The 24,515-nt window shown below is 62.1% G+C and carries 21 protein-coding genes and 1 pseudogene; 10 read left to right on the top strand and 12 right to left on the bottom strand.

The annotated features are described in order from the left end of the window. Positions 1 to 2: 2 nt before the first annotated feature. From O987_RS10540 to O987_RS10520, 5 genes are all read right to left on the bottom strand, one after another. Positions 3 to 1,181 (bottom strand): acyl-CoA dehydrogenase family protein, encoded by a 1,179-nt coding sequence (locus O987_RS10540; RefSeq protein ID WP_003056462.1) that lies wholly within the window; start codon positions 1,179 to 1,181, stop codon positions 3 to 5. A gap of 48 nt (positions 1,182 to 1,229) precedes the next feature. Further along, positions 1,230 to 2,873, bottom strand: a complete 1,644-nt coding sequence (locus tag O987_RS10535; RefSeq protein WP_043372077.1) for an acyl-CoA carboxylase subunit beta — start codon at positions 2,871 to 2,873, stop codon at positions 1,230 to 1,232. Further along, on the bottom strand, positions 2,870 to 3,751 hold the full coding sequence (locus O987_RS10530; RefSeq protein WP_003056464.1) for an SDR family oxidoreductase: 882 nt from the start codon (positions 3,749 to 3,751) through the stop codon (positions 2,870 to 2,872). The genes O987_RS10535 and O987_RS10530 overlap by 4 nt, the downstream gene beginning before the upstream one ends. Continuing rightward, complete coding sequence (locus O987_RS10525; protein ID WP_232536133.1) at positions 3,751 to 4,398, bottom strand: TetR/AcrR family transcriptional regulator; 648 nt, start codon at positions 4,396 to 4,398, stop codon at positions 3,751 to 3,753. The genes O987_RS10530 and O987_RS10525 overlap by 1 nt, the downstream gene beginning before the upstream one ends. Before the next feature lie 126 nt (positions 4,399 to 4,524). Continuing rightward, positions 4,525 to 5,538, bottom strand: a complete 1,014-nt coding sequence (locus O987_RS10520; RefSeq protein WP_003056469.1) for an AraC family transcriptional regulator — start codon at positions 5,536 to 5,538, stop codon at positions 4,525 to 4,527. A gap of 139 nt (positions 5,539 to 5,677) precedes the next feature. Between O987_RS10520 and O987_RS10515 the strand changes: the two genes are divergently transcribed. The 8 genes from O987_RS10515 to O987_RS10480 all read left to right on the top strand — a co-directional run bounded on the left by O987_RS10515 (position 5,678) and on the right by O987_RS10480 (position 12,913). Next, entirely contained in the window at positions 5,678 to 6,862 is a 1,185-nt protein-coding gene (locus O987_RS10515) for a lipid-transfer protein (protein ID WP_043372075.1), read from the top strand. 10 nt (positions 6,863 to 6,872) lie between these two features. After that, the gene (locus tag O987_RS10510) at positions 6,873 to 7,313 is read left to right on the top strand and encodes a MaoC family dehydratase N-terminal domain-containing protein (protein WP_043372073.1); all 441 of its coding nucleotides are present in this window, start codon (positions 6,873 to 6,875) and stop codon (positions 7,311 to 7,313) included. A gap of 13 nt (positions 7,314 to 7,326) precedes the next feature. Then, positions 7,327 to 7,740 (top strand): MaoC family dehydratase, encoded by a 414-nt coding sequence (locus O987_RS10505; protein ID WP_043372071.1) that lies wholly within the window; start codon positions 7,327 to 7,329, stop codon positions 7,738 to 7,740. 19 nt (positions 7,741 to 7,759) lie between these two features. Next, on the top strand, positions 7,760 to 8,590 hold the full coding sequence (locus tag O987_RS10500) for an SDR family NAD(P)-dependent oxidoreductase (protein ID WP_043372069.1): 831 nt from the start codon (positions 7,760 to 7,762) through the stop codon (positions 8,588 to 8,590). Between the two features lie 2 nt (positions 8,591 to 8,592). After that, positions 8,593 to 9,747 (top strand): acyl-CoA dehydrogenase family protein, encoded by a 1,155-nt coding sequence (locus O987_RS10495; RefSeq protein ID WP_019043516.1) that lies wholly within the window; start codon positions 8,593 to 8,595, stop codon positions 9,745 to 9,747. A 53-nt stretch (positions 9,748 to 9,800) separates the two neighbouring features. Beyond that, positions 9,801 to 11,357: an acyl-CoA synthetase gene (locus O987_RS10490; RefSeq protein ID WP_043372067.1), complete on the top strand. Its 1,557-nt coding sequence runs from the start codon at positions 9,801 to 9,803 to the stop codon at positions 11,355 to 11,357. Next, complete coding sequence (locus tag O987_RS10485) at positions 11,357 to 12,139, top strand: enoyl-CoA hydratase/isomerase family protein (RefSeq protein WP_043372065.1); 783 nt, start codon at positions 11,357 to 11,359, stop codon at positions 12,137 to 12,139. The genes O987_RS10490 and O987_RS10485 overlap by 1 nt, the downstream gene beginning before the upstream one ends. A 129-nt stretch (positions 12,140 to 12,268) precedes the next feature. Then, positions 12,269 to 12,913, top strand: a complete 645-nt coding sequence (locus O987_RS10480) for a 3'-5' exonuclease (protein WP_003056479.1) — start codon at positions 12,269 to 12,271, stop codon at positions 12,911 to 12,913. Between the two features lie 72 nt (positions 12,914 to 12,985). On the opposite strand, the gene O987_RS10475 is transcribed toward O987_RS10480, so the two are convergent. Then, positions 12,986 to 14,182 (bottom strand): sensor domain-containing diguanylate cyclase, encoded by a 1,197-nt coding sequence (locus O987_RS10475; RefSeq protein WP_019043513.1) that lies wholly within the window; start codon positions 14,180 to 14,182, stop codon positions 12,986 to 12,988. Between the two features lie 189 nt (positions 14,183 to 14,371). On the opposite strand from O987_RS10475, the gene O987_RS10470 reads away from it, so the two are divergent. After that, the gene (locus tag O987_RS10470) at positions 14,372 to 15,649 is read left to right on the top strand and encodes an O-acetylhomoserine aminocarboxypropyltransferase/cysteine synthase family protein (RefSeq protein ID WP_019043512.1); all 1,278 of its coding nucleotides are present in this window, start codon (positions 14,372 to 14,374) and stop codon (positions 15,647 to 15,649) included. Between the two features lie 27 nt (positions 15,650 to 15,676). On the opposite strand, the gene egtB is transcribed toward O987_RS10470, so the two are convergent. The 4 genes and pseudogenes from egtB to O987_RS10450 all read right to left on the bottom strand — a co-directional run bounded on the left by egtB (position 15,677) and on the right by O987_RS10450 (position 20,207). Then, entirely contained in the window at positions 15,677 to 16,993 is a 1,317-nt protein-coding gene (egtB, locus tag O987_RS10465; RefSeq protein ID WP_080731497.1) for an ergothioneine biosynthesis protein EgtB, read from the bottom strand. Next, positions 16,980 to 17,891 carry an L-histidine N(alpha)-methyltransferase gene (gene egtD, locus O987_RS10460; RefSeq protein ID WP_144244990.1) on the bottom strand — a complete coding sequence of 304 codons (912 nt, stop codon included), beginning with the start codon at positions 17,889 to 17,891 and terminating at the stop codon, positions 16,980 to 16,982. Before egtD ends, egtB begins: the two co-directional genes overlap by 14 nt. 475 nt (positions 17,892 to 18,366) lie before the next feature. After that, a complete protein-coding gene (locus O987_RS10455; protein WP_019043508.1) occupies positions 18,367 to 18,981 on the bottom strand; it encodes an OmpW/AlkL family protein in 615 nt (204 codons plus the stop codon). Positions 18,982 to 19,194: 213 nt separating this feature from the next. Beyond that, positions 19,195 to 20,207: pseudogene (locus tag O987_RS10450) on the bottom strand (DUF808 domain-containing protein). A gap of 141 nt (positions 20,208 to 20,348) precedes the next feature. Between O987_RS10450 and O987_RS10445 the strand changes: the two are divergent. After that, entirely contained in the window at positions 20,349 to 20,558 is a 210-nt protein-coding gene (locus tag O987_RS10445; protein WP_043372062.1) for a hypothetical protein, read from the top strand. A 33-nt stretch (positions 20,559 to 20,591) separates the two neighbouring features. Here O987_RS10445 and O987_RS10440 read toward each other — a convergent pair whose 3' ends face one another. Continuing rightward, positions 20,592 to 21,797 carry a VWA domain-containing protein gene (locus O987_RS10440; protein ID WP_003056497.1) on the bottom strand — a complete coding sequence of 402 codons (1,206 nt, stop codon included), beginning with the start codon at positions 21,795 to 21,797 and terminating at the stop codon, positions 20,592 to 20,594. Between the two features lie 2 nt (positions 21,798 to 21,799). Next, positions 21,800 to 24,391: a DUF5682 family protein gene (locus tag O987_RS10435; protein WP_043372060.1), complete on the bottom strand. Its 2,592-nt coding sequence runs from the start codon at positions 24,389 to 24,391 to the stop codon at positions 21,800 to 21,802. Positions 24,392 to 24,515 lie beyond the last annotated feature (124 nt).

Here is a 24,515-nt window from a genome sequence, read left to right as displayed (position 1 = left end):
CCTCAGTGCGCCTGGCGCTTGATCAGCCCCATGGTCTTGCCGATGATGCCCAGCATGACCTCGTCGGCACCGCCGCCTATAGAGCCCAGACGCCCGTCGCGGTACAGGCGCGAGACACGGTTGTCCCAGGTGAAGCCCATGCCGCCCCAGAACTGCAGACAGGTATCGGCCACTTCGCGCGTCAGCCGACCCGACTTGAGCTTGGCCATGCTGGCCAGTTGCAGCGCATCCTGTCCCGCCATATAGATCTGTGCGGCACGATAGGTCAGTGCGCGCAAAGCCTCGACCTCGGTCTGCAGCTCGGCCAGCTTGAACTGCACCCATTGCTGATCGATCAGAGTGCTGCCGAACATCTGCCGCTGCTGTGCCCACTCGATGGTCTGCTGAATGCAGTCCTCCATGGCGAGCAGGCCGCTGGCCGAGGCCCAGAGCCGCTCCTCCTGAAACTGCTGCATCTGATAGATGAAGCCCTGGCCCTCCTGTCCCACCAGGTAGCGCTGCGGCACGCGCACCTCGTCAAAGAACAGCAGGCCCGTGTCCGAGGAGTTCATGCCGATCTTGCGCAGCTTCTGCGCCACTTCCACTCCCTTGGTCAGCTTGCCGCGTGGCCCCTCGCGCAGCGGCACCATGATGAGACTCTTGTTCTTGTGCACCGGCCCCTCGCTGGTGTTGACCAGCATGCACATCCAGTCCGCCTGAATGCTGTTGGTGATCCACATCTTCTGGCCGCTGATGACGTAGTCGTCGCCATCCTTGCGAGCATGGCTTCTGATGCCCGAGACATCGCTGCCCGCACCGGGCTCGCTCACGCCTATGCAGCCCACCATCTCCCCCGCAATGGCGGGAGCCAGGAACTGCTCGCGCAATCCATCGCTGCCAAAGCGTGCCAGTGCGGGCGTGCACATATCGGTCTGCACGCCAATGGCCATGGGCACGCCGCCGCAGCGGATATGCCCCAGAGTCTCGGCCATCATCAGGCTATAGGAATAGTCCAGACCTGAGCCACCATAGGCTTCGGGCTTGGTCAGGCCCAGCAAGCCCAGATCGCCCAGACCCTTGAAGACCTGGTGTGCGGGAAAGATTTCCTCTTCCTCCCAGGCGTCGACATAGGGATTGATCTTCTCGTCGATATAGCGCTTGAGGGTCTTGCGCACTTCCAGATGTTCGTGGGTCCACTGCATGGCTTGTCTCCGTCGGTCCTGTTTGGAAGGAAATGAAAAAATGCGGCACTACATGCGCGCGACCCCGAACTGCATGGGGCGCACCGCGCGCTGCTGCGCTTCGTGCAAGGTCTGCAGGCACAACGAAAGCACTGCGCGGGTGTCGCGCGGATCGATCACGCCGTCGTCCAGCAGCAATCCGCTGGTGACGAACGCATCGGCCTGGGCCTCGAAGATGGCCACGATCTGGTCGTACTGCTTTTGCATCAGCTCGGCATCGATCGGCAAACCCTTGCGTGCCATGGCGGCCTCGGTGACCTGGCGCATGGTGCTGGCTGCCTGTTCGCCGCCCATCACCGCCGTCTTGGCGCCGGGCCAGCTGAAAAGAAAGCGCGGCGCATAGCCTCGGCCGCACATGCCGTAATTGCCCGCACCGAAGCTGGCGCCGCACTGGATGGTGATCTGTGGCACGGTGGCATTGGTCACGGCCTGAATCATCTTGCTGCCGTGCTTGATCATGCCGGCCTGCTCGCTGTCCTTGCCCACCATGTAGCCCGTGGTGTTCTGCAGATAGATGATGGGATGACCGAGCTGGCACATCCATTGAATGAAGTGCGCGGCCTTGCTGGCACCTGCCACATCGATGGGGCCGTTGTTGGAGATCAGGCCCACGGCATGACCGCCGATGTGCGCCTGCGCACAGAGCGTGGCCGCACCGTAGCCGGACTTGAACAGCAGCAGCTCGGAGCCGTCTACCAGCCGCGCCATGACCTCATGCATATCCACCGGCTCGCGGTGGTGTGCCGGCATCAACCCCAGCAGTTCATCGGCGTCATAACACGGCTCCAAAAATCCTGAATCAATAGCAGTCTTCGCATATGTATCAATCGTCTCAGGCGTCCTCCACGAAGACAGTTGAGACACCACGGCACGTGCCAGGCCCAGGGCATGGCGGTCGTCTTCCGCCAGATACTCGCCCAGCCCCGAGATACTGGTGTGCATTTCGCCGCCGCCCAGTTCTTCCTCTGTCGCGATCTCGCCGGTCGCCGCCTTGAGCAGGGGCGGCCCGGCCAGAAAGGCACGCGAGCGACCGCGCACCATGATGACCACGTCCGACAGGCCTGGCATATAGGCGCCGCCGGCCGTGCCCGAGCCGTGCTGCACGGTGATGACCGGCAGACCTGCCGCGGACAACCGCGCCAGGTTGCGAAACAAGGCGCCCCCCATCACAAAGCCCTCGACGCGGTAGCGCATGAGATTGGCGCCCGCGCTCTCCACCAGATGGATGAAGGGCAGCTTGTTCTGCAGTGCGATCTCCTGCACGCGCAGCATCTTGTCCAGGCCTTTTTCCTGGATGGCCCCGGCCTCTATGCCCGAGTCGCTGGCCACCACCATGCAGCGCATGCCGCTGACAAAACCGATGCCCGCCAGCATTCCGCCTCCGGGAACCGACTGGGCCGGGTCGTCCTGGTCCAGCATGAAGCCCGCCAGCGTGCACAGCGGCAGCCATGGCCTGCCAGCATCCAGCAGCAGCGCCACTCTCTCTCGCGGCAGCAACTGGCCACGTTTTTCAAACTGCGGCTTGGCCCGCTGAGATGCCAGAGCCGCCCGCTGCTCAAGCTCACGCAATGCGGCGATACGCCCCAGCGTGGCTGCCCGGCGCTGCTGCGCCAGCTCGCCACCGGCATTCCATTGGGATGCAAAGACGCTCATGACTGAAACACCTTGGGAGTCTGGTAGAGAGAAAATCCGTCAAATGCACGCACTGCGCCGCGCTGCTGCGCTTCGGCGCTGGCAGCCACCGGCCCCATGCCCATGCGCACCTGAGGACGGGCGCCGTCGACCCGCAGAACCGTGCCGCTGATGAAGCTGGCCGCCGGACTGAGCAGAAAGACCACGGCAGCGGAGACTTCGGCCTCGTTGCCAAAGCGCCCTGCTGGCACGGTTGCCGGCATCTTGCGCAACATGGCTGCAGCCTCGGGCGGGTAGTGGTCCATGCCGCTGGAGGCGATGTAGCCCGGCGCGATGGCGTTGACGCGCACACCCTGGGCGGCCCATTCCACGGCGGCGGTTTCGGTGAAGCTGACCATGCCCGCCCGCGCAGCGCCGCTATGTCCCATGCCCGGCATGGAGCCCCACATATCGGCCACCATGTTGACGATGGAGCCACCCTGCCGCGCCATGTGCTGTGCATAGCATTCGCGCGCCATGAGAAAGCCGCCGGTGAGATTGGTGTCCAGCACCGCCTGCCAGCCCTTGGCGCTGATGGACGCAAGCGGCGAGAGATACTGTCCGCCCGCGTTGTTGACCAAGGCGTCGATACGCCCGTGCCGGGTCAGTATCTCTTCGACCACGGCCTTGACTGCCGCCTCGTCGCGGATATCGCAGCTGTGACTGCTGGCTTGCGCTCCCAGCTGCGCCAGTTCGTCCTGCACGCTGCGCAGCTTTTGCGCATTGCGCCCCACCAGGGCCACAAGTGCGCCCAGCGCAGCCAGCTCATGCGCTATGCAGCGGCCTATGCCAGAGCCGCCACCGGTAACCACAACCACTTGCCCGGCAAACAGCGCAGGGCGAAAAACGGATTGGTACATCAGCTCTCTCCAATGAACAAGGCCAGAGATTGATCGGTCAGCGCATCCAGGCTCAGGCTGCCGCCCTCGGAAAACCACTGTGCGGTCCAGTTCAGTGCGCCGAAGATCAGCAATCGCGCGATCTCGGGACGGGCCTTGAGCTTGCCCGTGCGATGCAGTGCCTGCAGCACGGGCATCCATTGCGCTTCGTAGGCATCCTTTTGCGCGCTGACCTCCATGCGCTGCGCATCGCTGAGCAAGCGCCATTCGTAGAGCATCACGGGGATGAAGTCGCTCTCGCTGCCCACCATGATCTGCAGGTGGTTGCGCACCAGAGCGCGCAATCGTTCAACGCCATTGGCGCGTGCCCCCAGCGCTTGCAGCGCGGCGTTCTGGCTCTCTGCAGCCTGGGCCATTCCATCCTGCATCACCGCGTGCAGCATTGCTTCCTTGCTCTCAAAAAAGTAAAAGATGGACCCAGGCTGCATGCCTGCTGCAGCGGCAATGTCGCGGGTGCTGCTGCCGTGAAAGCCGCGCAGGCGGAACTGCCTGGCGGCGACACGCACCAGTTCGCTGCGGCGCGTGCTCTCATTGCGTTCCTCGGTGGACTTGGGCGGCCTGCCGCGTCCGCGTTTGACGATCGGAATTTCTTCATGAACTGCTTGCATGAGATGCAGCATATCGGTGTCTTTTATTTTTACCAATCACTTGATTGGCAAAAATATTTGGGACTTTCACGCAAGGGTTTTCCGCAGCCCGAACGAGCCACTCCGAGTGCACCCGAAGACCGATCTCTAGGCCGCTCTGACCCGGTAAAGACCCGGCGGGCTCCCGGTCCAGCCTTTGAAGGCGCGCTGGAACGCGGCCGCATCCGCAAAGCCCAGATCCGAAGCCAGCTCGGCAAAACTGACTCGGCTGGTGCCCAGGCGCGAGACTGCAATGTCCCTACGCAGCTCGTCCTTGATGGCCTGAAACGAGGTACCCGCCGCCGCCAGCTTGCGCTGCAAGGTGGGTGCAGACATGTGCATCTCACGGGCCGCAGATTCCAGGCTTGCCCACTGCGGGCGCGACTGAAGCAGATGGGCCTGAACCAGGGCATCAATGCCCTCGCTCACACGCGGGGGCATGATGGCTGCCGCCGGCCAGCTGGCCACAAAGCTCTGCAGCGTCTGCTCGTCACGGCTGCACACACGCGCCAGCTTGCGCGCATCAAACCAGAAAGCCGAAGCCGGCAAGCCGAAGTGCAGCGATGCCGGAAAAGTGTCGCCATAGTCATTGGCGTAATCAGGCCGTTCGAAGGCAAAGTCGAAACGCTGCACCCTGAGTGTTCCGCCCATCAGCCAGGCCGTCAGCCGCCACAGCACACGCAGAGAGAATTCATACAGAAAATTGGGCAGCGGCGTTGACGTGACAGGCCGCAGCACAATGCCGGCCAGCGCACCATCGCGCACCAGTTGCACCTGCACATCGTCCTGCAGCAGAGCATGTACTTGGCACATGCGCTGCAGCGCATCCTCCATGTCGCGCCCGACCAGCGCATAGCGCGCAATCAACTCCAGGCTGCCCCGCCTGAGCGGGCGCGAGAACTGGCACATGGCCTCATCGCCCAGAGTCTCCACCACCCGCCACATCAGCGCCACGTATTGATCGGTGGTGACACGCGCGCCTTCTTCGTCCAGCAGCATGGGAGCGATACCTGCGCGCAGCAGCAACTGCTCATAGTCCTGACCACGTCGACGCACGCCATTGGTAATACCCCGAACCAAGGCCATGGAGATGGTGAAAGGAATGTTGGAAGCGGCGGGCATGAACAGCGCAGATTGAGGTCTTCTGACATATGAACGATGCACTCCGCAATGGGTTTACGCATCGGTAATTTCTACGATGCAACTCACAACCCTACTGCACACAGTCCACTTGCTTGCCACCTGTTTCGAGGAGTCTTCCATGAGTAGTGATGTATTTGTTGCTGGCGTTGGCATGATTCCCTTCGCCAAACCCGGAAAGAGCGAGTCCTACTTCCAGATGGGCTCCACCGCTGCAGGCCTGGCGCTGGCCGATGCCGGCGTGCCGTATGACGCAGTGCAGCAAGCCTATGTGGGCTATGTCTACGGCGACTCCACAGCCGGTCAGCGTGCGTTGTATGAGGTGGGCATGACGGGCATTCCCATCATCAACGTCAACAACAACTGCTCCACAGGCTCCACCGCCCTGTATCTGGCCCGTCAAGCCGTGGCCAGCGGTGCGGCGGACTGCGTGCTGGCTCTGGGTTTCGAGCAGATGAACCCCGGCGCTCTGGGCTCTGTCTACACCGACCGTCCCAACCCCTTTGACCGGTTTGAAGCAGAAACCGACGCGCTGGTGGGCGACAACGGCGTGCCACTGGCACTGCGCTACTTCGGCGGCGCAGGCAAAGCCCATATGGATCAGTACGGCACCAAGCTGTCCACCTTTGCCAAGATTCGCGCCAAGGCCAGCCGCCATGCGGCGCGCAACCCCCTGGCGCTGTTTCGCACCGAGGTGTCAGAGGAGGAGGTCATGGCCTCTCCCGTGATGTGGCCGGGCGTGATGACCCGGCTCATGGCCTGCCCGCCCACCTGCGGCGCAGCGGCTGCTTTGGTGGTGTCTGAAACCTATGCTCGCAGGCATGGTCTGGACCATAGCGTGCGCATTCTCGCCCAGGCCATGACCACCGATGGCCCCGAGACTTTTGATGCACACGATATGCGTGAAGTGGTCGGCTTCAGCATGGCCCGCAACGCGGCGCAGCAAGTCTACAAGCAGGCTGGCATCAGCCCTTCCGACCTGGATGTGGTCGAACTGCACGACTGCTTTGCCCACAACGAGCTGCTGACCTACGAGGCGCTGGGGCTGTGCCCCGTCGGCGGGGCAGAGAAGTTTGTGCTTGATGGCGACAACACCTATGGCGGCAAGTTCGTCACCAACCCTTCGGGTGGCCTGCTGTCCAAGGGACACCCTCTGGGTGCCACAGGTCTTGCCCAGTGCACAGAACTTGTACAGCAGTTGCGTGGCCGCGCCGAGCAGCGCCAGGTCGAGAACGCACGCCTGGCCCTGCAGCACAACCTGGGACTGGGCGGTGCCTGCGTGGTCACTCTGTATGAGCGCGTCTGAGGAGCAACCCATGATAGACAAGAAATGGATTGGCTACGAGTCGCCACCGTCCGAGCTGAGCCTGGAGCGCAGCCGTCTGCGCTTTTTCGCCAAGTCCATTGGCGAGACCAGCGCTATCTACACCGATGTGGAGGCCGCTCGTGCAGCCGGCTATGCCGACCTGCCCGCACCGCCCACGTTTCTGTTTGCGGCTGAAATGGACAGCAGGGCTTCGGATCTGCTTTTGCAGACACTGGAGATTCCGATCGCCAAGATCCTGCACGGCGAGCAAAGCTTTTGCTACCACCAGACGGCCTGCGCGGGCGACAGCATCACCGTGCGCTCCAGGGTCGACGATATCTATGTCAAAAAGAACGGAGCTCTGGAATTCGTTGTGAAAACCTCGCGAGCCACCAACCAGAACAACGATCTGGTGGCCGAGATGCGCTCCGTCATCGTTGTGCGCAACTAGGAAAGGCCGGCCAATGAACACACCCCGCTATGACAGCGTGCAGGTGGGCGATGCCCTGCCCACGCTTCAGTTGCCCGCCATTGACCGCACCACCCTCGCACTGTTTGCCGGAGCGTCGGGTGACCACAACCCCATTCATATCGACACCGACTTTGCACGCAAGACCGGTATGCCCGATGTGTTTGCCCACGGCATGCTGAGCATGGCCTGGCTGGGCCGCTTGCTGACCGACTGGGCTCCGCAGTCGCGGCTTCGCCGCTTTGATGTCCGCTTTATGGGCATCACCCATCTGGCCAATGCCATCTCATGCAGCGGCCGCATTGCCGAGAAGCGTGATGCCGACCGCAGCGTTCGCATCGAAGTACAGAGCACCAACCAGCATGATCAGACCAAGGTCGCAGGCGATGCCTGGATCAGCCTGCCCTGAATTTGCAAAGGAAGCCGCAATGACAAGAAAACTCGAAGGCAAAGTTGCCCTGGTCTCAGGATCGGGCCGTGGTATTGGCCGCAGCATCGCAATGAAGCTGGCCAGTGAAGGGGCGCGTCTGGTCATCAACGACCTGGATCAGGAGCCTGCCGATGAAACGATTGCCCTGATCCGGGAAATGGGTGGCGAAGCTGTGGCCTGTGTGGGCAATGTCACCCACACCGACTTTGCCGAGCGCTTTGTGGGCACCGCAGTCCAGGAGTTCAAGGGCCTGGACATCATCATCAACAACGCCGGCTACACCTGGGACAACGTGATCCAGAAGATGACGGACGAACAGTGGTATGCCATTTTGGACTGCCACCTGACAGCCCCGTTTCGCATACTGCGTGCTGCCCAGCCCGTGATCAAGGCCCTGTCCAAAGCCGAGATGGAAGCCGGTCGCCGCACGATGCGCAAGGTGGTCAATATCTCCTCCGTGGCCGGCCTGTTCGGCAATGCGGGGCAAAGCAACTACTCCACAGCCAAGGCCGGCATCACCGGCCTGACCATGACCCTGGCCAAGGAGTGGGGACGGCTGAACGTCAATGTGAACTGCGTGGCCTTTGGCCTGATCAAGACCCGGCTGACCAACTCCGCCGCCAATGGCGAGACGGCCCACATCGAAGGCCGCGATATCAAGGTAGGCGTGAACCCCGGCCTGATGACCGCCATGGAGCAGACGATTCCCCTGGGTCGCGCCGGCACGCCCGACGAAGCGGCGGGTGCGGTCTACCTCTTTTGCCAACCCGAGTCGGACTACATCAGCGGCCAGACCTTGATGTGTACCGGCGGCCTGACAGGGGTCTGAACATGCTGCTGCCCAAACCATTTCAACATGACTGGATGGATGCCGAGATCGACGCCTTCCGGGAGCAGGTGCGCCGCTATATCGAGCGCGAACTCAGCCCGCATGTACCCAACTGGCGCGCCCAGGGCTATGTGCCACGCGAGACCTGGCGCGGCTTTGGCGCACATGGCTTTCTGCTGCCCGAGATGGACGAACAATGGGGCGGCGGCGGTGGCAACCTGGCCTATCAGCTAGTGGTGCAGGAGGAGCTGACCAAGGCCGAGATTCACGCCATCACCAGCGTGCACACCATCACTGCCCATTACCTAGACACCTATGGCACGCCCGAGCAGAAGCAGCGCTGGCTGCCCAAGCTGTGCAGCGGCGAGTTGCTGGCCGGCATTGCGATGACCGAGCCCAGCGTGGGCTCCGACCTCAAGGCCATGCGCACACGCGCCCAGCGCGATGGTGACCACTACGTCATCAATGGCTCCAAGACCTTCATCACCAATGGCTGCACCGCAAATTTGCTGGTGGTGGCGGTACGCACCGGAGAAGCTGGCAGCGCAGGCGTATCGCTGGTGGTGCTGGAGACGGAAAACCTGCCCGGCTTTCGCGTGGGCCGCAGGCTTGGCAAGATCGGCCAGCATATTTCGGACACCGCCGAGCTGTTCTTTGAAGACCTGAACATACCCGCCAGCCACTTGCTGGGCGGCATCGAGGGCCAGGGCTTCAAGCAGCTGATGAGCCAACTGCCCTATGAACGCATGCTACTAGGGGTCAGTGCCGCTGCAGCTATCGAGATGGCCGTCGCACTGACCGTGGACTACACCCAGCAACGCAAGGCATTCGGCCAGACGATTGCCGACTTCCAGAACACACGATTCAAGCTGGCTGAATGTGCAACCACCGCCCATGTGGTTCGCAGCTTTGTCAACGACTGTATTCAGCGTCTGCTGGATGGCACGCTGGATAACGAGGCCGCCTATATGGCCAAGTGGTGGTGCAGCGAGCAGCAGTGCAAGGTGATGGATGAGTGCCTGCAGCTCTTTGGCGGCTATGGCTATATGGAGGAGTACCCGATTGGCCGGATGTATGCCGATGCACGCATCCAGAAGATCTACGGCGGCGCCAACGAAATCATGAAGGACCTGATCGCCAGACGCCTGTTTTCATAAGCGGGGCTCAAGACCCGCTCTTTCTCCAACACACTGACCTTGGAAGGCCTGTCATGTATCTCACGCAAAATCTGCGCCGCTCCATACAACAGCAGCCCCACGCCACTGCCACGATCTACAACGGTCGCAGACGCAGTTTTGTGCAGTTGGGCGACCGTGTGGCCCGCTTTGCTGGCGCCTTGCGCGCACTGGGTGTGCAAGCGGGCGACCGCGTGGCCATCCTCGGCCTGAACTCCGACTGGTATCTGGAGTACTACCTTGCCACCTACTGGGCGGGCGCTGCCGTCAACCCCATCAATATCCGATGGAGTGCTGCAGAGATCGCCTATTCACTGGACGACTGCGACACCCATGTCCTGCTGGTGGATGACAGCTTTCTGCCCCTGATTCCTGAAATCCGGAAGAGCGCACAAGCTCTGCAGACTCTGATCCACATCGGTGACGGCCCGGCTCCCGAAGGCATGCTTTCCTATGAGGCACTGATTGCCAATACCGAGCCGGTGGAAGACGCCTTGCGTGGCGGAGAGGATCTGGCCGGTGTGTTCTATACCGGTGGCACCACCGGCACGCCCAAGGGCGTGATGCTCTGCCATCGCAATCTCTACACAAACGCCATCTCCGGCGTCTGCGAGAACACGGCACGTCGCAGCAGCGTCGGGCTGCATGCTGCGCCCATGTTTCATCTGGCAGACGGTGCCTTCATGAATGCGCTGCTGGCCGCTGGTGGCTGCCATGTCATGGTGCCGCGCTTTGATCCTGTTGCCGTTCTTCAGGCCATTTCCACAGAATCGGTCACCGACCTGCTGCTGGTACCCACCATGATTCAGATGTTGGTGGACCACCCGGATGTCCATCAATATGACCTGAGTTCGCTGCAGAACATGTTGTATGGGGCGTCGCCCATTTCCGAAGGTCTGCTGGATCGGGCCATGAAGACCATTCCCAGCGTCGGCTTCACCCAGGCCTATGGCATGACGGAGCTGGCCCCGGTAGCCACGGTTCTGAGCCCCGAAATGCACAGACAGGGGGGATGGGCCCAAGGCCGCCATCGCAGCGCCGGGCGCGCCACGGTCTGCACCGAAGTCCGTATCGTGGACCCCGACGGGCAGGAAGTGGCACGGGGCGAGGTGGGAGAAGTGGTTGTTCGCGGCCCCGGCGTCATGCTGGGCTACTGGAACAAGCCTGCCGAGACTGCCGCAGCCATTCGCAACGGCTGGATGCACACGGGCGATGGCGGTCGCATGGATGACGAGGGCTATGTCTTCATCGTCGATCGCCTCAAAGACATGATCGTGACTGGCGGCGAGAACGTCTACAGCGTGGAAGTGGAAAGCGTCATCACCACCCATCCAGACGTCGCATCCTGCGCCGTCATTGGCGTGCCCAGCGAGCAATGGGGCGAGCTGGTGCATGTCTTCATCGTGCGCAAAACCGGTACCATGCTCGAGGCCGATGAGCTAATCCAGTTCTGCAAGAATCGCATTGCCCACTACAAATGCCCGCGTGAGGTTTCCTTCATCGACGCCATGCCGCTATCTGGCGCGGGCAAGATCTTGAAGACCACACTACGCGCCCCCTTCTGGGCCAACCAGGAAAGAAAGGTCGCCTGATGTCCGAACTCGTTCTATGGGAGCAGCGCAATGGCGTCGGCCATATCGTGCTGAACCAGCCCGACCAGGGCAATGTCATCAGCACCCCCATGGCCCATGCCCTGGCCGCTGTGGTGCAACAGGCTTGCAAGGCAGATATTGGCGCTGTGTTGATCTCTGCTGCAGGCAAGCAATTTTGCGTGGGTGGGGATATCCGTGAGTTCGTGCAAAACCGCAATCACCTGCCCCGCCAGATCACGGAAATCCTGGCCCTGCTCAACCCCACCATGCACGCACTGGTCACCATGCCCGTGCCGGTCATCAGCGCCATTCAGGGTGCGCTTGGCGGTGGCGGCATTGGGCTGGGTCTGTGTGCTGACATCGTGCTGGCTTCCACCAAGGTGTTCCTGCGCGGTGGTTACTCGGCCATAGGGTTGAGCCCGGATCTGGGCTCCTCCTATTACCTCAGCCGCAGGGCCGGTGCGGCCAAGGCCAAGTACCTGCTGATGAGCAACCGTCCTGCCTCTGCCCAGGACTGCTTGCGCATGGGCATCTTTGACGAGCTGCATGAGCCGGATGCTCTGGCTGCCCAGGCCCTTCAACTGGCCGAAGAGCTGGCTGCAGGCGCCACCCCTTCCCTGGCCCATATCAAAAGGCTCTGCGACAGCGCCCACAGCCATGATCTGGCCGCCCACCTTGAGGCCGAACGCCTGGCCATCATCGACTGCGCCAGCCATGCCAACAGCAGTGAGGGCGTGAGCGCCTTTCTGGAAAAGCGCACTCCAGCTTTTTCACGCCGCTGACACTGCCTTTTATTTAAGCAACACATGCAAAACCTTTGTGAGCAAGGCTTTGCAGACATTTCCCCGGAATTACCCACAGACCGGCCCACATGATCTGGGGACAAGCCAAGCTGTTGTGTAATCACCCGCATGCCACGATTGATAGCTCCCAGCAAGGACGAAAGTGCCCTGCTCCCTCCATTTCTGGAATTGCCCGAACATGCAATCCACCTTCCGCAGTCCGAAGCCGAATTTGAAGCCGCCTTCCAGGCCATGAATGCAGAGCCGGTGCTCGGCTTTGACACGGAAAGCAAACCGATCTTCAATATCGGCCAGCAGGACAACGGCCCTCATCTGGTGCAGCTCGCCACGGCCAGCCAGGTCTGGCTGCTGCAGCTGCACAGGCCCATGGCTCTGGAAGTGTCGCGCATGGTGCTGGCTGCAGAACATATCTGCAAGGTCGGCTTCGGGCTCGATAACGATAAACACTCCCTGCCCCGCAGGCTGGGAGCGCCGCTGATCAATATTCAGGACCTGGACAGCCGATTCAAGCGGCTCGGATACGGCCCATCGGTGGGTGTGCGTGCCGCCGCAGCGCTGGTACTCCAGCAGAGCTTTCGCAAATCCAAGCGCACCACCACCTCCAACTGGGCCGCCGCAGAACTCAGTTCAGCCCAGCGGCGCTACGCCGCCAATGACGCCCATGCCCCGGCCGTGATCTATGCGCACCTGCCCGCCTGGGAAAGCGCCCTTCCCGTCCTTCCACGGCGCGCCCCCAGAAGTCCGAGGTCCTGAAGTATCGGGCCTCCGATCGCGAGCTGAATCCTGAAGGCAAGGCGCCATGGGATCTGGGCCTGATGACGGGACTCAGGCAATCATTCTCCATTGCAGCTGGCTCTCGTCTTGCGCAGAGCTCATGACGCAATCCCGCCCCGCCTTCTTGGCCTGGTAGAGCAGCGCATCGGCCTGGGCCAGTGCCTGCTCGAAATCCTGCGCGGAACTGAGTGCAGCAATGCCAAAACTGGCTGTCACCCTCAGTTTCGCAGGCAAAGCTCCGAACTCATGGCTTTGCAAGCGCTCACGCACACGCTCCACGATGGCTTGCGCTTCGAACAGCTTCACTCGCGATAGCAACAAGACGAACTCCTCTCCGCCAAAGCGGGCAACAAGATCACAGTCTCTGACCTGCTGAGTCAGCAGCTGTGCCAGTTGCTGCAGCACCTGATCGCCAGCTGCATGGCCCCAGTTGTCGTTGATGTACTTGAAATGATCGATGTCCACAGCGACCACGGCCCAGGGCACCAGCCGCTGATCGGCCAAGCGCGACTCTGCGGCCTCCATGAAAGCACGACGATTGAGCAGGCGCGTCAAAGAGTCCCGGTTACGCTCTTCGCGCAATGTCGTCATCACATCCCTGACCGAACAGGCCAGCAGTCCTACAGCAAACCACATTGCAAACAGAAGCGCTATGGCCTGGGTGAGCAGCCAGTATCCGGACCGGGTCAGTTCCTGCACTTCGTACACAGGCAACAGACTGACGGCCGCAGGCCGGAACAAGGCATTGCAGACATTGAGCCCATAGGCCCAGCGCACTCCGCGCTCCAGCCAGTCCTTTGAGGAGCCGGCCCTGAGAAAGGCCGGTATGGCCAGGGTCAGCTGCAGCGCCATCGCCATCGCCAGACACTGCACGCGGACCCACAAGTTATTCTCGATCCGGGAAAAGTAGAACAGCACGGACAGGGCGACGACAGCGATCAGAATTCCGCCGGGCACACTCGCCCCTGCAGACCCCTGCCTGAGGGAAACCCCTTGCGCCAGCGACCAAGTTCCGAGCAGATACAGACATGCCGTGGCCATGGCAAACTGGCTCAGCTGCGCATTGCTCATCAGGCTTTGCGCAGCCAGAGCCGTCGCGAGCAGCACATAGCCGCCCACCAGCCAGAGCAGAAACATGGCACGCGGCTGTCGGCGCTGCACATACCAGCACGCCAGCAAGGCAAGCCCGAACAGCATCACGCAAGCCGGTGCGATCAAGGCAAAGTACAAATCTGCAGGCTGGCCCAATTGAGGTTCTCCGCGCAGGAAACTGTGAATTCAACGTCATCCATTCTCCGGCGAGAAGTATCCCCGGCTTTCACTGCGGCATAAGCACATAGCCATTAGGTCGTTCTCCTGCGTCGACGACCTGCCCATAATCAATGATGCCAAAGCCCGCGCTGCGGCCTTCGAATAACTTGCCAAAGAGACACATATATGCGCTTAGAGACACTGGCCGTACATGCCGGCTATTCCCCCGATCCCACCACCAAGGCTGTGGCCGTACCCATCTACCAGACAGTAGCCTATGCGTTTGACAGTGCCCAGCATGGTGCCGACCTGTTTGATCTGAAGGTCCCTGGCAATATCTACACACGCATCATGAACCCCACCACCGACGTGCTGGAAAAGCGCGTCGCGGCACTCGAAGGCGGCATTGCCGCACTGGCCCTGGCCTCGGGCATGGCGGCCATCACCGCCGCGATCCAGACTCTGGCCGAAGCGGGTGACAACATCGTGTCGGCCAGCACACTCTATGGCGGCACCTACAACCTGTTTGCCCACACCTTTCCGCAGCAGGGCATCGAGGTGCGTTTTGCCGATGCACGCGATCCGGCCAGCTTCGGAAAGCTGATCGACGCCAGGACCAAGGCGGTATTCATCGAATCTATAGGCAACCCGCTTGGCAATGTGACCGATATCCGTGCTCTGGCCGATGTGGCACACCAACATGGCGTACCACTGATTGTCGACAACACCGTGCCCTCTCCCTATCTGCTGCGGCCGTTCGAACATGGCGCAGACATCGTGGTGCATTCGCTGACCAAGTACCTGGGCGGCCACGGCACCAGCGTGGGCGGGGCGATCGTGGACAGCGGCAAGTTCCCCTGGGCCGAGCACAAGGCGCGCTTCAAGCGCCTGAACGAGCCCGACGTCAGCTATCACGGCGTGGTCTACACCGAAGCGCTTGGCCCCGCCGCCTTCATCGGCCGCGCCCGCGTCGTTCCGCTGCGCAATATGGGCGCCGCCATCTCGCCGCAGAACGCCTTCCAGATCCTGCAAGGCATTGAAACCCTGGCCCTGCGGATGGACCGCATCTGCGAAAACACGCAGAAGATTGCCGAAACCCTGCAGCAACACCCCAAAGTGGAATGGGTGCGCTATGCCGGACTCAAGGACCACCCCGACCACGCCATCGTGCAAAAGCAGTCTGGCGGCCGCGCCTCCGGCATTCTCTCCTTCAGCCTCAAGGGCAGCGAAGGCCGTGCTGCAGGAGCGCGTTTCCTGGATGCGCTGCAGCTGTTCACGCGCCTGGTCAATATCGGCGATGCCAAGTCGCTGGCCACCCACCCCGCCTCCACCACGCATCGCCAGCTCGACGCCGACGAGCTGGCCAAGGCCGGCGTCACCGAAGGCATGGTGCGCCTGTCCGTGGGCATCGAGCATATTGACGACCTGCTGGCCGACCTGAACCAGGCACTCGAACAGGTCTGAAGCAGCTTCCCACTCTGGCGCGCGACTTCACACATCGCGCGCCAGGCGCAGTCCCGTCATCTGCCAGCGAGCCGTTGCAGGAAAGAAATTGCGATAGGTCAGCCGCGCATGGCCGGCAGGCGTGAGGCAGGAGCCGCCGCGCAGCACGTACTGGTTGACCATGAACTTGCCGTTGTACTCACCCACAGCCCCCTCGGCCACGCGAAAGCCCGGGTAGGCGGCATAGGACGAATGCGTCCACTCCCAGACCTGGCCGATTGCCGCACCCTGACAGCCGGCCGCCGCCTCGGGATGCAGGCTGGACCGGGACGCAGGCCAGTCATGCAGGCCCATGGCCACCTCCCACTCCATCTCCGTCGGCAGGCGTGCACCAGCCCAGCGTGCATAGGCATCAGCCTCGAAATAGGAGATATGACAGACAGGCCGCAGCGCGTGCAGAGCCCTCACACCATAGAGGCTGAACTCCTGCCAGCCCCCGTCACCTGCATGGCCTTCGGCACCCCTCCAGTAGCAGGGGTGGCTCAGTTGCTGGGCCTGGCACCAGTCCCAGCCCTCGGCCAGCCACCATTGCGGCTGGCGGTAGCCGCCATCCAGCACAAAGCGCAGAAACTCGCCATTGTTTACCGGCCTCGATGCAATCTGTGCGGCCTGCACATAGACACTGTGCATGGGCATCTCATTGTCAAAGGCGAAATCGCCACCGCCGTGGCCTATGCGGTAGATGCCGGCCTCCACCGGCCGCCATGTGAGGTCTGCATGGGCCGGCCCGGAGTCCGTCTCGGCCAGCGAGTCCGCTGCATAAGCAGGCCAAAGCGGGTGGCAGGAAAGCAAATGCTTGATGTCGGTGAGCAGCAACTCCTGATGCTGCTGCTCGTGCTGCAGACCCAATGTGATGAGCTGGGCCACCGCCTGCTGCGTCGTCGGCTTTCTCTCTTTCATGCCCGCCATCAGCGCCAGCATCTGCTCATCCACCACGGCGCGATAAGTCATGATCTGTGCCAGGGATGGCCTGGTCAACAAGCCCCGCTGGGCTCGCGGATGCCGTGCCCCCACCTGCTGGTAGTAGGAGTTGAACAGCATGCGATAGCTGGCATCGAAAACCTGATGCCCCCGCTGATGCACAGCCAGTACAAAGGTTTCAAAAAACCAGCTGGTATGGGCCAGATGCCATTTGGCAGGACTGGCATCGGGCATGGATTGCACACAGGCATCTTCGGCGGACAGTGGCGCTGCCAGCTTTTGCGTACAGGCTCTCACCCGTTCGAACTGCAGCGCCAGCACCATCCAGTCCCATGCCTCGGACGAGACGGAAAGGGGCTGAACCATGGCTTCAGGCATGTGCATGGATGACGGCAAACCATTGCTGCTCATCGGTCCAGACCTGGGGAGCGGAGAAGCCCGCATGCGCCAGCATGGAGAGAAAATCAGACAGAGGGTATTTGTAGCTGCTCTCCGTGTGGATGGTCTCGCCCTGGGCAAAGTGGCGCAGGCCCTGGGGCCAGCACACCATGACGGGACGGCGCGCGCGCAAATGCATCTCTATGCGAGAGTTCCGGCTGTCGAAGCGCGCCTCGTGCGCCCAGTCCCGAAGATTGAAATCACTGCCCAGCAGACGGTTTGCATGATTGAGCACATTCAGGTTGAACTCGGCGGTAACGCCCTGTTCATCATCGTAGGCAGCCAGCAAGACCGGAACCGGTTTGGGTAGGTCGATACCGATCAGCAGCCCGCCGTCGCCCGCAACCAGCGAATGCATGTGGCGCAGCATATGCAGCGCCTGCTGGGTATCGAAGTTGCCGATCGAGGAGCCCGGATAGAACAGCTCACGCCGCGCCTTCGGCACGCCCGGCGGCAAATGCCAGCCCCCCGTGAAATCCGCCGCAACCGCACTCGCCCTCAGTCGAGGAAAGTCCTGCTCCAGTCTGGCCACCGCGGCCTGCAGGAACTCGACCGCAATATCCACCCCCAGAAATTGCTGCGGCCCCACGCTGCGGCACAGGCGTCGCACCTTTTCGCAATTGCCCGCGCCCAGCTCTATCAGCACCTGGCAGCCTGCCATGGCCTGGGCGATCTGCAGGTCGTACCGGGCCATGATGGCAGCCTCGGTTCTTGTGGGGTAGTACTCGGGTAGCTCGGTTATCTGCTCGAACAGGGCGCAGCCGCGCGCGTCATACAGGAATTTGGGGGAAATCTGTGCCTGCCGCTGCATCAGCCCTTGTGCCAGCTCTTCACACAGTGGCATCTGCGGGGCTGTGCAAGGCTCTGCAGCCTTGAGCATGGAGGCCAGAGGCAATGGAATGCGCCCTGCGCGAGACAAAGACTCGATGGATGCTGCCTGCCTGTCCGGTATCGCGCGCATGCTGATTCTCCTGATGAGCCGATCGCGCGATACAGCCATTGCCCGCGCCATCACTGCCAAGACTGCTTTGGGTCCTAAAGCCTAGCGCTGTCGACAACAGGCGCAAGTAGGACTGAAGCCAGCGATACTTTTACTGCATGTGCATGCAGCAATGCTGACAAAGCCAATACTGATCCTGGAACTCACCAAAAAAAATCGGTATCCCGCACTGGCGGAATACCGATCAAACATACACCCTAGCCTCCGGAGCCTCCGGGCCATGCCGGCCCATTGACCCCGTTGCACCACAGAGCCTGTGGTGCGTGCCTCGCCTGCGGGAAGAAGGCCACCGACGAGAACACTCTTTGCCGTGAAGCTATCAGAAGCGATAGCCCACGCCCACGCCCACCAGCCATGGGTCAACCTTGAACTTGGTGTCCTGGAACACGCCTGCACCGGTCACCTTGGTGCCCAGATAGACCTTCTTGACGTCAAAGTTCAGCGACCAGTTCTTGTCCAGCGCATAGTCGAAGCCGATCTGCAGCGCACCGCCGAAGCTGTTCTTCTTCACGGTCACGGCACCGTCGAGAATGCTCACGTTCGAGAAGCGTGTGTAGTTCACGCCTGCACCCACATAAGGCTTGAAGGCGCCGAAGTTGGTGAAGTGGTACTGCGCCAGCAAGGTGGGAGGCAGATGCTTGAGCGTGCCGATCTTGTCGCCATTCAGGCGCACATCATGCTTTTGGGGGAAGGTCAGAATCAGCTCGGCAGCGATATTGGGCGTGAAGAAGTAAGACACATCCAGCTCGGGCATCCACTTGTTGTTAATGCTGACGCCTGCGTCACCAGCAGCGCCACCGTTGTCGCTGTCCAGATGCACGGCACGCGCACGCACCATCCAGGGGCTTGTGCCGTCAAACGAGGATTGTGCAAAAGCGGCACCGGCAGTCAGGGCGCTGGCAACGGCGGCGATTGCGATCAGAGTCTTTTTCATGGGCTTTTCCTTGAAGAGATGGCAGAAAGCTTGTTTGCCTTCCTTGATAGTGATTGAAACAAAGCCACTCGTTTGCGGCTTTGTCCCACATCAACCCGCACACCAAGATGCCAAAGAAAAAGGCCGGCGTTGCCCTTCGGCCACGCCAGCCCCATATCCTGATTCAGCGCAAAGCCCCGCGCCGCCCGCAGTGCTAGCTGCACCCTGGAGTTATCAATGTGCGGCCCTGGCCGGACGCAGCTTGTGCCAGAGCGTCACGCAGATGACTACGGCACTGCCTATGGCGGCGCCCACCACCACATGTATCAGCAACGGCCCCAGCGCTGCCGCCACGCCGCCCATGGGTGCAATCACCTGCTGTATCCAGTGCTCGACGGGCGTGATGCCATGCACCAGCAGGCTGCCGCCAACGAGGAACATGGCCGCAGTGCCGACAATCGACAGCCCGCGCATCAGCCAGGGGGTGAAGGCGATCAGACCACGGCCTGCTGCCTTGGCGACGCTGCCGCTCCTGTCCATCAGCCAGCCGCCCACATCGTCCATGCGCACAATGCCGGCCACCAGTCCGTAGACGAACACGGTGATGCCAAGAGCCACGGCGATCAGCACCGCCGCCTGCTCCCAGATGGGCTTGGTCGCCACGGTGCCCAGCGCAATCGCCATGATTTCGGCCGACAGAATGAAGTCCGTGCGCACGGCGCCCTTGACCTTCTGCTTTTCATACTCCATCGGGTCCATCTGCTTTTCACGTGCGGCACGCACCGATGAGGGCGCCACACCCTTGTGAACGGCCTCCTCGGCATCGACGACGGCATCATGCACATCATGCTTTTGATGCTTGTGAAACAGCTCCAGGATCTTCTCCACGCCTTCAAAGCAGAGAAACGCCCCCCCACCATCAGCAAGGGCGTAATCAACCAGGGCACAAAGGCGCTGATCAACAACGCCGCGGGCACCAAGATGGCCTTGTTCAGCAGCGAGCCCTTGGCCACAGCCCAGACCACGGGCAGCTCCCGGTTGGCCTTCACTCCCGTGACCTGCTCGGCATTGAGTGCCAGATCGTCGCCCAGCACGCCGGCCGTCTTCTGCACCGCCACCTTGGTCTGGGTAGCCACATCGTCCAGAATTGCCGTGCTCTTGCCTGCCGCAGTCTTGGTCATCAAGGCCACGTCGTCGAGCAAGCTAGCAATATCGTCTAGCAACATCAAAAGGCCGGCACCTGCCATCGTTTCTCCCGGTGTTTGCAAAATCGCCATCATGCCTGCAAACCGTGCCAAGATTGCGACAGGAAATTGCCAATCAGCTGCGCGTTCGCCACGGCCCTGGCTTTGCAGCGACAATGAGCGCCCTTATCGAACGGAAACCCTGTGACTCAATCCATCGCCCATGCCGAACTGATTGCCAGCTACCGCAAACTTGCCGCAGAGGCCGCCAAGAAGGCGGAACTGGTCAAGGCCGCTGCAGGCAAAGGCCCCAAAACCATTGCAACGGTCAGCGAAACCGCTGCCAAGGCCGCGCGCCGCCGTGATGTGATGGCCGCCAGGCTGGCCAAGCTCGGCGTCGTTCTGCCGGAATGAGCCCCAACAAGCAGTCTTCTTCCGGCAGTCTTCCTATTTGCTGGTCTTGAAGCCCTGCGTCGCCGCCCAGGCGGCCACATCGTCGCGGCGGATGGCCGCTGCCATGAGCTGCGGAAAGGCATCGGGGGTACAGGCAAACGAGGGCACGCCCAATGCCGCCAGCTTGGCCGCCAGTTCCGCGTCATAGGCCGGAGCTCCCTCGTCGCTGAGCGCCAGCAGCGTGATGAACTGCACGCCTGCTTCCACCAGCTCGTTGGCGCGGCGCAGCAGGCCCGACTCCACACCGCCTTCGTAGAGGTCGGAGATCAGCACCAGAATGCTGTTGCGCGGCTCGCTGATCAGCCCCTGACAATAGCCGACCGCACCATTGATATCTGTGCCACCGCCCAGTTGCACACCAAACAGCACATCGACAGGATCGTCGAGTTTTTCCGTCAGGTCGACCACGGCCGTATCAAACACCACCAGCTTGGTGGCCACCGCCGGCAGACTGGCCATCACCGCACCAAAGATGCTGGAATAGACCACCGAGTTGGCCATGGAGCCACTCTGGTCAATGCACAGGATCACCTCGCGCTGCGGGCGGCGCGCCTTGCGCCCATAGCCAATCAGCGTCTCCGGAACAATGGTCTTGTATTCGGGCTGCCAATGGCGCAGGTTGGCGCGTATGGTGCGATTCCAATCGATCTCGGCATGGCGCGGGCGTCGGTTGCGCTGGCTGCGATCCAGCGCCCCGGCCACGGCACTGCGCATGGGCTCCTCGAGCTTTTTCATCAGCTCGTCCACCACCTTGCGCACCACCAGCCGCGCCGTGGCCTTGGTGTTCTGCGGAATCACCGAGCCCAGCGAAATAAGGTCCGCCACCAGATGCACATCGGGCTGCACGTTCTCCAGCATCTCGGGCTGCAGCAGCAGCTCGCGCAGATTCAGGCGCTCCATGGCATCGCGCTGCATGACCTGCACGACCTGGCTCGGAAAGTATTTGCGGATATCCCCCAGCCAGCGCGATACCGAGGGCGAGGAGTTGCCGCGTCCGCCCTTGCGCGATGCCAGCTTGCTGTCTTCCTCATACAAGGCGGCCAGCGCCTGGTCCATCTCCTGCAAGCGGCCCGTCACACCGCCGCAACTGGCATCAGCGGGGCTACCCAGCACCATGCGCCAGCGCTGCAGCCGCGTAGTGGGCTGCAGCTCTTCGGACTCCTGTTGCGGCTCGGTCGCCAAATTTGCTGTTTGCTTCATCGTCACACCTTGGCCGCGGCCGCATCAAAATCGGTAGCTGTTTGGGCTTGTCCCATCAGCGCCTGAGGCAGATTCAAGCCCAGCAACTCATTGAGCATGGGCAAGGCCAGCAGGGCACGCGACTCATCCCAGGGCGCAGCATCGTCCGCAGCACCTACGGCAGGATCGGGTGCCGCAACGCCTCCCACAGGCGTTCGCTTGACCTTGTCACCCAGGCTTTGCCGCTCGTGATTGCTGAAGGTCGAGAAGCTGCGTCGCACCAGCGGCAGAATCTGTGCAAACTGCACCTCGCCCAGACCGCTGAGCCAGGCATCGACAGCCCCCCAGATGGACTCGTCATGCAGCAGCACCAGCGCCTGCTGGTTCAGGAAACCGTCCAGCCAGGCGGCCACATCCATGGGCGCCGCGCCCAGCGAAAGATTGCGGTTGAACTGACGCACGATTTCAGCGCTTTCCAGCAACTGCTCGTCCAGCAGCAAACGGCAGGCCATGCCGCGCAGCAGTGCCGCTGCGGCATCCCCCATGGCCAGGCTGCGCAGGGCCAGGCGCCAGGCATCCACCGCCTGCTGCGCCTCTGCGTCGCTGGTGCGCAGCCGCAGTGCCTCGTGCGCCGCCAGCACCTTGGTCTTCATGGCGGCCGCAGCATCCTCATCCATGGCCATGCAGGCAACAGGCAGGCCGATGGCGGCGCGCAGCACCAGCGAATCGATCACGCCAGCCAGCAGGGCCGTATCGGTCTGGCGCACGCTGCCGTAGCGATAGACATTGGCCAGCGGCGGCAAGGCCTGCAGCAGCTGGGCCACATCGCCCGTGGTGGCTGCACGCTGTGCCAGCGTGACGATCAGGGCCTCGACCAGCTGCGGCAAATCGGCCAGCAGTGCATCATCGATGGCCTGCGCGATTTCGGGCAGCGAGGTCTCGGGCGTCAGGCTGGAGCGCAGCCTGGCCGTGGTGGCCTGGGCCACGGTCGCGCCATGCACGCTGGCCTCGATGATGCGCACCGCCAGCTCAGGCTCCCACTGCAGTTGCCAGCTTTCGCGGAAGGTGCCCCGGTTGCGCTGGGCATCGGTGGCGCGCACTCCCCATTCAATGCCGAGCAGGCGCAGACGGTGCAGAAAATGGCTGCGTGCCAGATCCGTGTCCTTGCGCAAATCCAGCGCCAGCAGCTTGCTTGCCGCCTCGGGCTTGAGACGCAGCGACTTCTGCTGCTGCTCGATATCACGCTGCAGCGGCACCTGGGGAACATCGGCAGGCACCTGGCCCAGCACATGACCGACGGTCAGTTCCTCGTCGATCAACCTGAGCGGTGCGTCCTCGCCCATGCAGATCACGGTGACGATGGCCTCGTTGATTTCGTCCAGGCCGGGCACGGGCTGGCCGCGCAGCGCCGCCAGACTCTCGGACAGCCGCGTCGCCTCGATGATGTGGGCGCTGGAGCAGTCCAGGTCCTTGTCGCGCAGCAGATGGGCCACGCGCGTCAGCCAGCCAGCTGTACGCAGCGTGGCCGGAGAAACCACGTTTTTGATAGCTGCTTGCGCTTTACCATCAAGTGTTTGAGGCTGATTTGACTCCAAGTCCGAGGACGACTGATAGCACTGCCACAGATGCTGGTACCAGCCCGGCGAAGTCACACCCGCACCATAGCCGCTGCTGCTGGCCAGGTTGCGATAAGTCCAGGGGGCCCAGGTCGCCAGCACCTTGGCCTTGGGCAGGCCCTTGAGCAGGGCGCTGTCGGCCTTGGCCGTCACGCTGGCCCTGAGGGCCGGCACATGCCAGGCACCGCAGACCACGGCAATGCGCTGGTGGCCAGCCTTGCTCGCCTCGCGGATGCACTGGCGCATATGGGCTTCGCGCAGTGCCTCGCGCTTCATGTATTCCTCGCCGCGCCAATGTTCGCCGTCCTTGGACAGTTCTTCGCGAGCTGCCGCCATCACCTCGCCAATGCTTTCAAACAGTGCTTCGCTGTCGCCGCGCTCCTCGACCAGACGGTTCCACCAGCTCTCGCCGTCGTCAAAGCCTGCGGCATGGGCCAGCCAGTCCAGCGGATCGCGGTGCAGATGCCAGGCAGCGTTTGCCGGGACCTCTTGAGGCTGCTCATGCCCGTCGCCATCCTGCATATCGGCAAGCGCCTCGGCCGGTGCCGCATCCGGCTCCTGCCCCGCATCGTTTGCTCCGTCCTCGGCATCCGCTGGCTGCGCTGCTTCATCGGCATCCTCAGCCTCTTGCGCCGCCTTTTTGAGCGCCTCGCGGCGCGCAAACTCGATGGCCATGCCATGGGTCTGCGGCAGGTCGATAAAACGCGTGGCAACACCCTGGCGAATGGCCCACTGCAATGCCTGCCATTCGGGTGAAAACTCGGCAAACGGATAAAACGCGGCCTGGCTGGGCTCGTCCTGCATATAGACCAGCATGGCCACGGGCGGGCGCAGCTCGGCACTTTGCAGCATGGGCAGCAGCGCCTCCCCCTCGGGCGGGCCTTCCACCAGCAGGCAATCGGGCTGCAGGGCCTCAAGCGCCTGCAGCAGACTGCGAGCGCAGCCCGGGCCGTGATGGCGTATGCCAAAGAAATGAACAGAATCAGCGGAAGTGGCCATGGGCTTGTCAGACGGCTCAAGAAAGGGATAGCAAGGTCTCTGGCTGTGAAGACAGCTCAGCCCATCACAGATGGGCGGTTGAGACGAGGCGTCATCACCGAAGACAGTAGCAACGCTAAGGCGA

It is taken from the genome of Comamonas testosteroni TK102 (assembly GCF_000739375.1).
Taxonomy (GTDB): domain Bacteria; phylum Pseudomonadota; class Gammaproteobacteria; order Burkholderiales; family Burkholderiaceae_C; genus Comamonas; species Comamonas brasiliensis.
This window is presented reverse-complemented; position numbering and strand designations above follow the sequence as displayed.

Excerpts from the sequence above, each read along its gene's own strand:
- O987_RS10540 (WP_003056462.1), bottom strand. The coding sequence starts at position 1,181 with ATGCAGTGGACCCACGAACATCTGGAAGTGCGCAAGACCCTCAAGCGC.
- O987_RS10535 (WP_043372077.1), bottom strand. The coding sequence starts at position 2,873 with ATGAGCGTCTTTGCATCCCAATGGAATGCCGGTGGCGAGCTGGCGCAG.
- O987_RS10530 (WP_003056464.1), bottom strand. The coding sequence starts at position 3,751 with ATGTACCAATCCGTTTTTCGCCCTGCGCTGTTTGCCGGGCAAGTGGTT.
- O987_RS10525 (WP_232536133.1), bottom strand. The coding sequence starts at position 4,398 with ATGCAAGCAGTTCATGAAGAAATTCCGATCGTCAAACGCGGACGCGGC.
- O987_RS10520 (WP_003056469.1), bottom strand. The coding sequence starts at position 5,538 with ATGCCCGCCGCTTCCAACATTCCTTTCACCATCTCCATGGCCTTGGTT.
- O987_RS10515 (WP_043372075.1), top strand. The coding sequence starts at position 5,678 with ATGAGTAGTGATGTATTTGTTGCTGGCGTTGGCATGATTCCCTTCGCC.
- O987_RS10510 (WP_043372073.1), top strand. The coding sequence starts at position 6,873 with ATGATAGACAAGAAATGGATTGGCTACGAGTCGCCACCGTCCGAGCTG.
- O987_RS10505 (WP_043372071.1), top strand. The coding sequence starts at position 7,327 with ATGAACACACCCCGCTATGACAGCGTGCAGGTGGGCGATGCCCTGCCC.
- O987_RS10500 (WP_043372069.1), top strand. The coding sequence starts at position 7,760 with ATGACAAGAAAACTCGAAGGCAAAGTTGCCCTGGTCTCAGGATCGGGC.
- O987_RS10495 (WP_019043516.1), top strand. The coding sequence starts at position 8,593 with ATGCTGCTGCCCAAACCATTTCAACATGACTGGATGGATGCCGAGATC.
- O987_RS10490 (WP_043372067.1), top strand. The coding sequence starts at position 9,801 with ATGTATCTCACGCAAAATCTGCGCCGCTCCATACAACAGCAGCCCCAC.
- O987_RS10485 (WP_043372065.1), top strand. The coding sequence starts at position 11,357 with ATGTCCGAACTCGTTCTATGGGAGCAGCGCAATGGCGTCGGCCATATC.
- O987_RS10480 (WP_003056479.1), top strand. The coding sequence starts at position 12,269 with ATGCCACGATTGATAGCTCCCAGCAAGGACGAAAGTGCCCTGCTCCCT.
- O987_RS10470 (WP_019043512.1), top strand. The coding sequence starts at position 14,372 with ATGCGCTTAGAGACACTGGCCGTACATGCCGGCTATTCCCCCGATCCC.
- egtB (WP_080731497.1), bottom strand. The coding sequence starts at position 16,993 with ATGCACATGCCTGAAGCCATGGTTCAGCCCCTTTCCGTCTCGTCCGAG.
- egtD (WP_144244990.1), bottom strand. The coding sequence starts at position 17,891 with ATGCCACTGTGTGAAGAGCTGGCACAAGGGCTGATGCAGCGGCAGGCA.
- O987_RS10455 (WP_019043508.1), bottom strand. The coding sequence starts at position 18,981 with ATGAAAAAGACTCTGATCGCAATCGCCGCCGTTGCCAGCGCCCTGACT.
- O987_RS10440 (WP_003056497.1), bottom strand. The coding sequence starts at position 21,797 with ATGAAGCAAACAGCAAATTTGGCGACCGAGCCGCAACAGGAGTCCGAA.
- O987_RS10435 (WP_043372060.1), bottom strand. The coding sequence starts at position 24,391 with ATGGCCACTTCCGCTGATTCTGTTCATTTCTTTGGCATACGCCATCAC.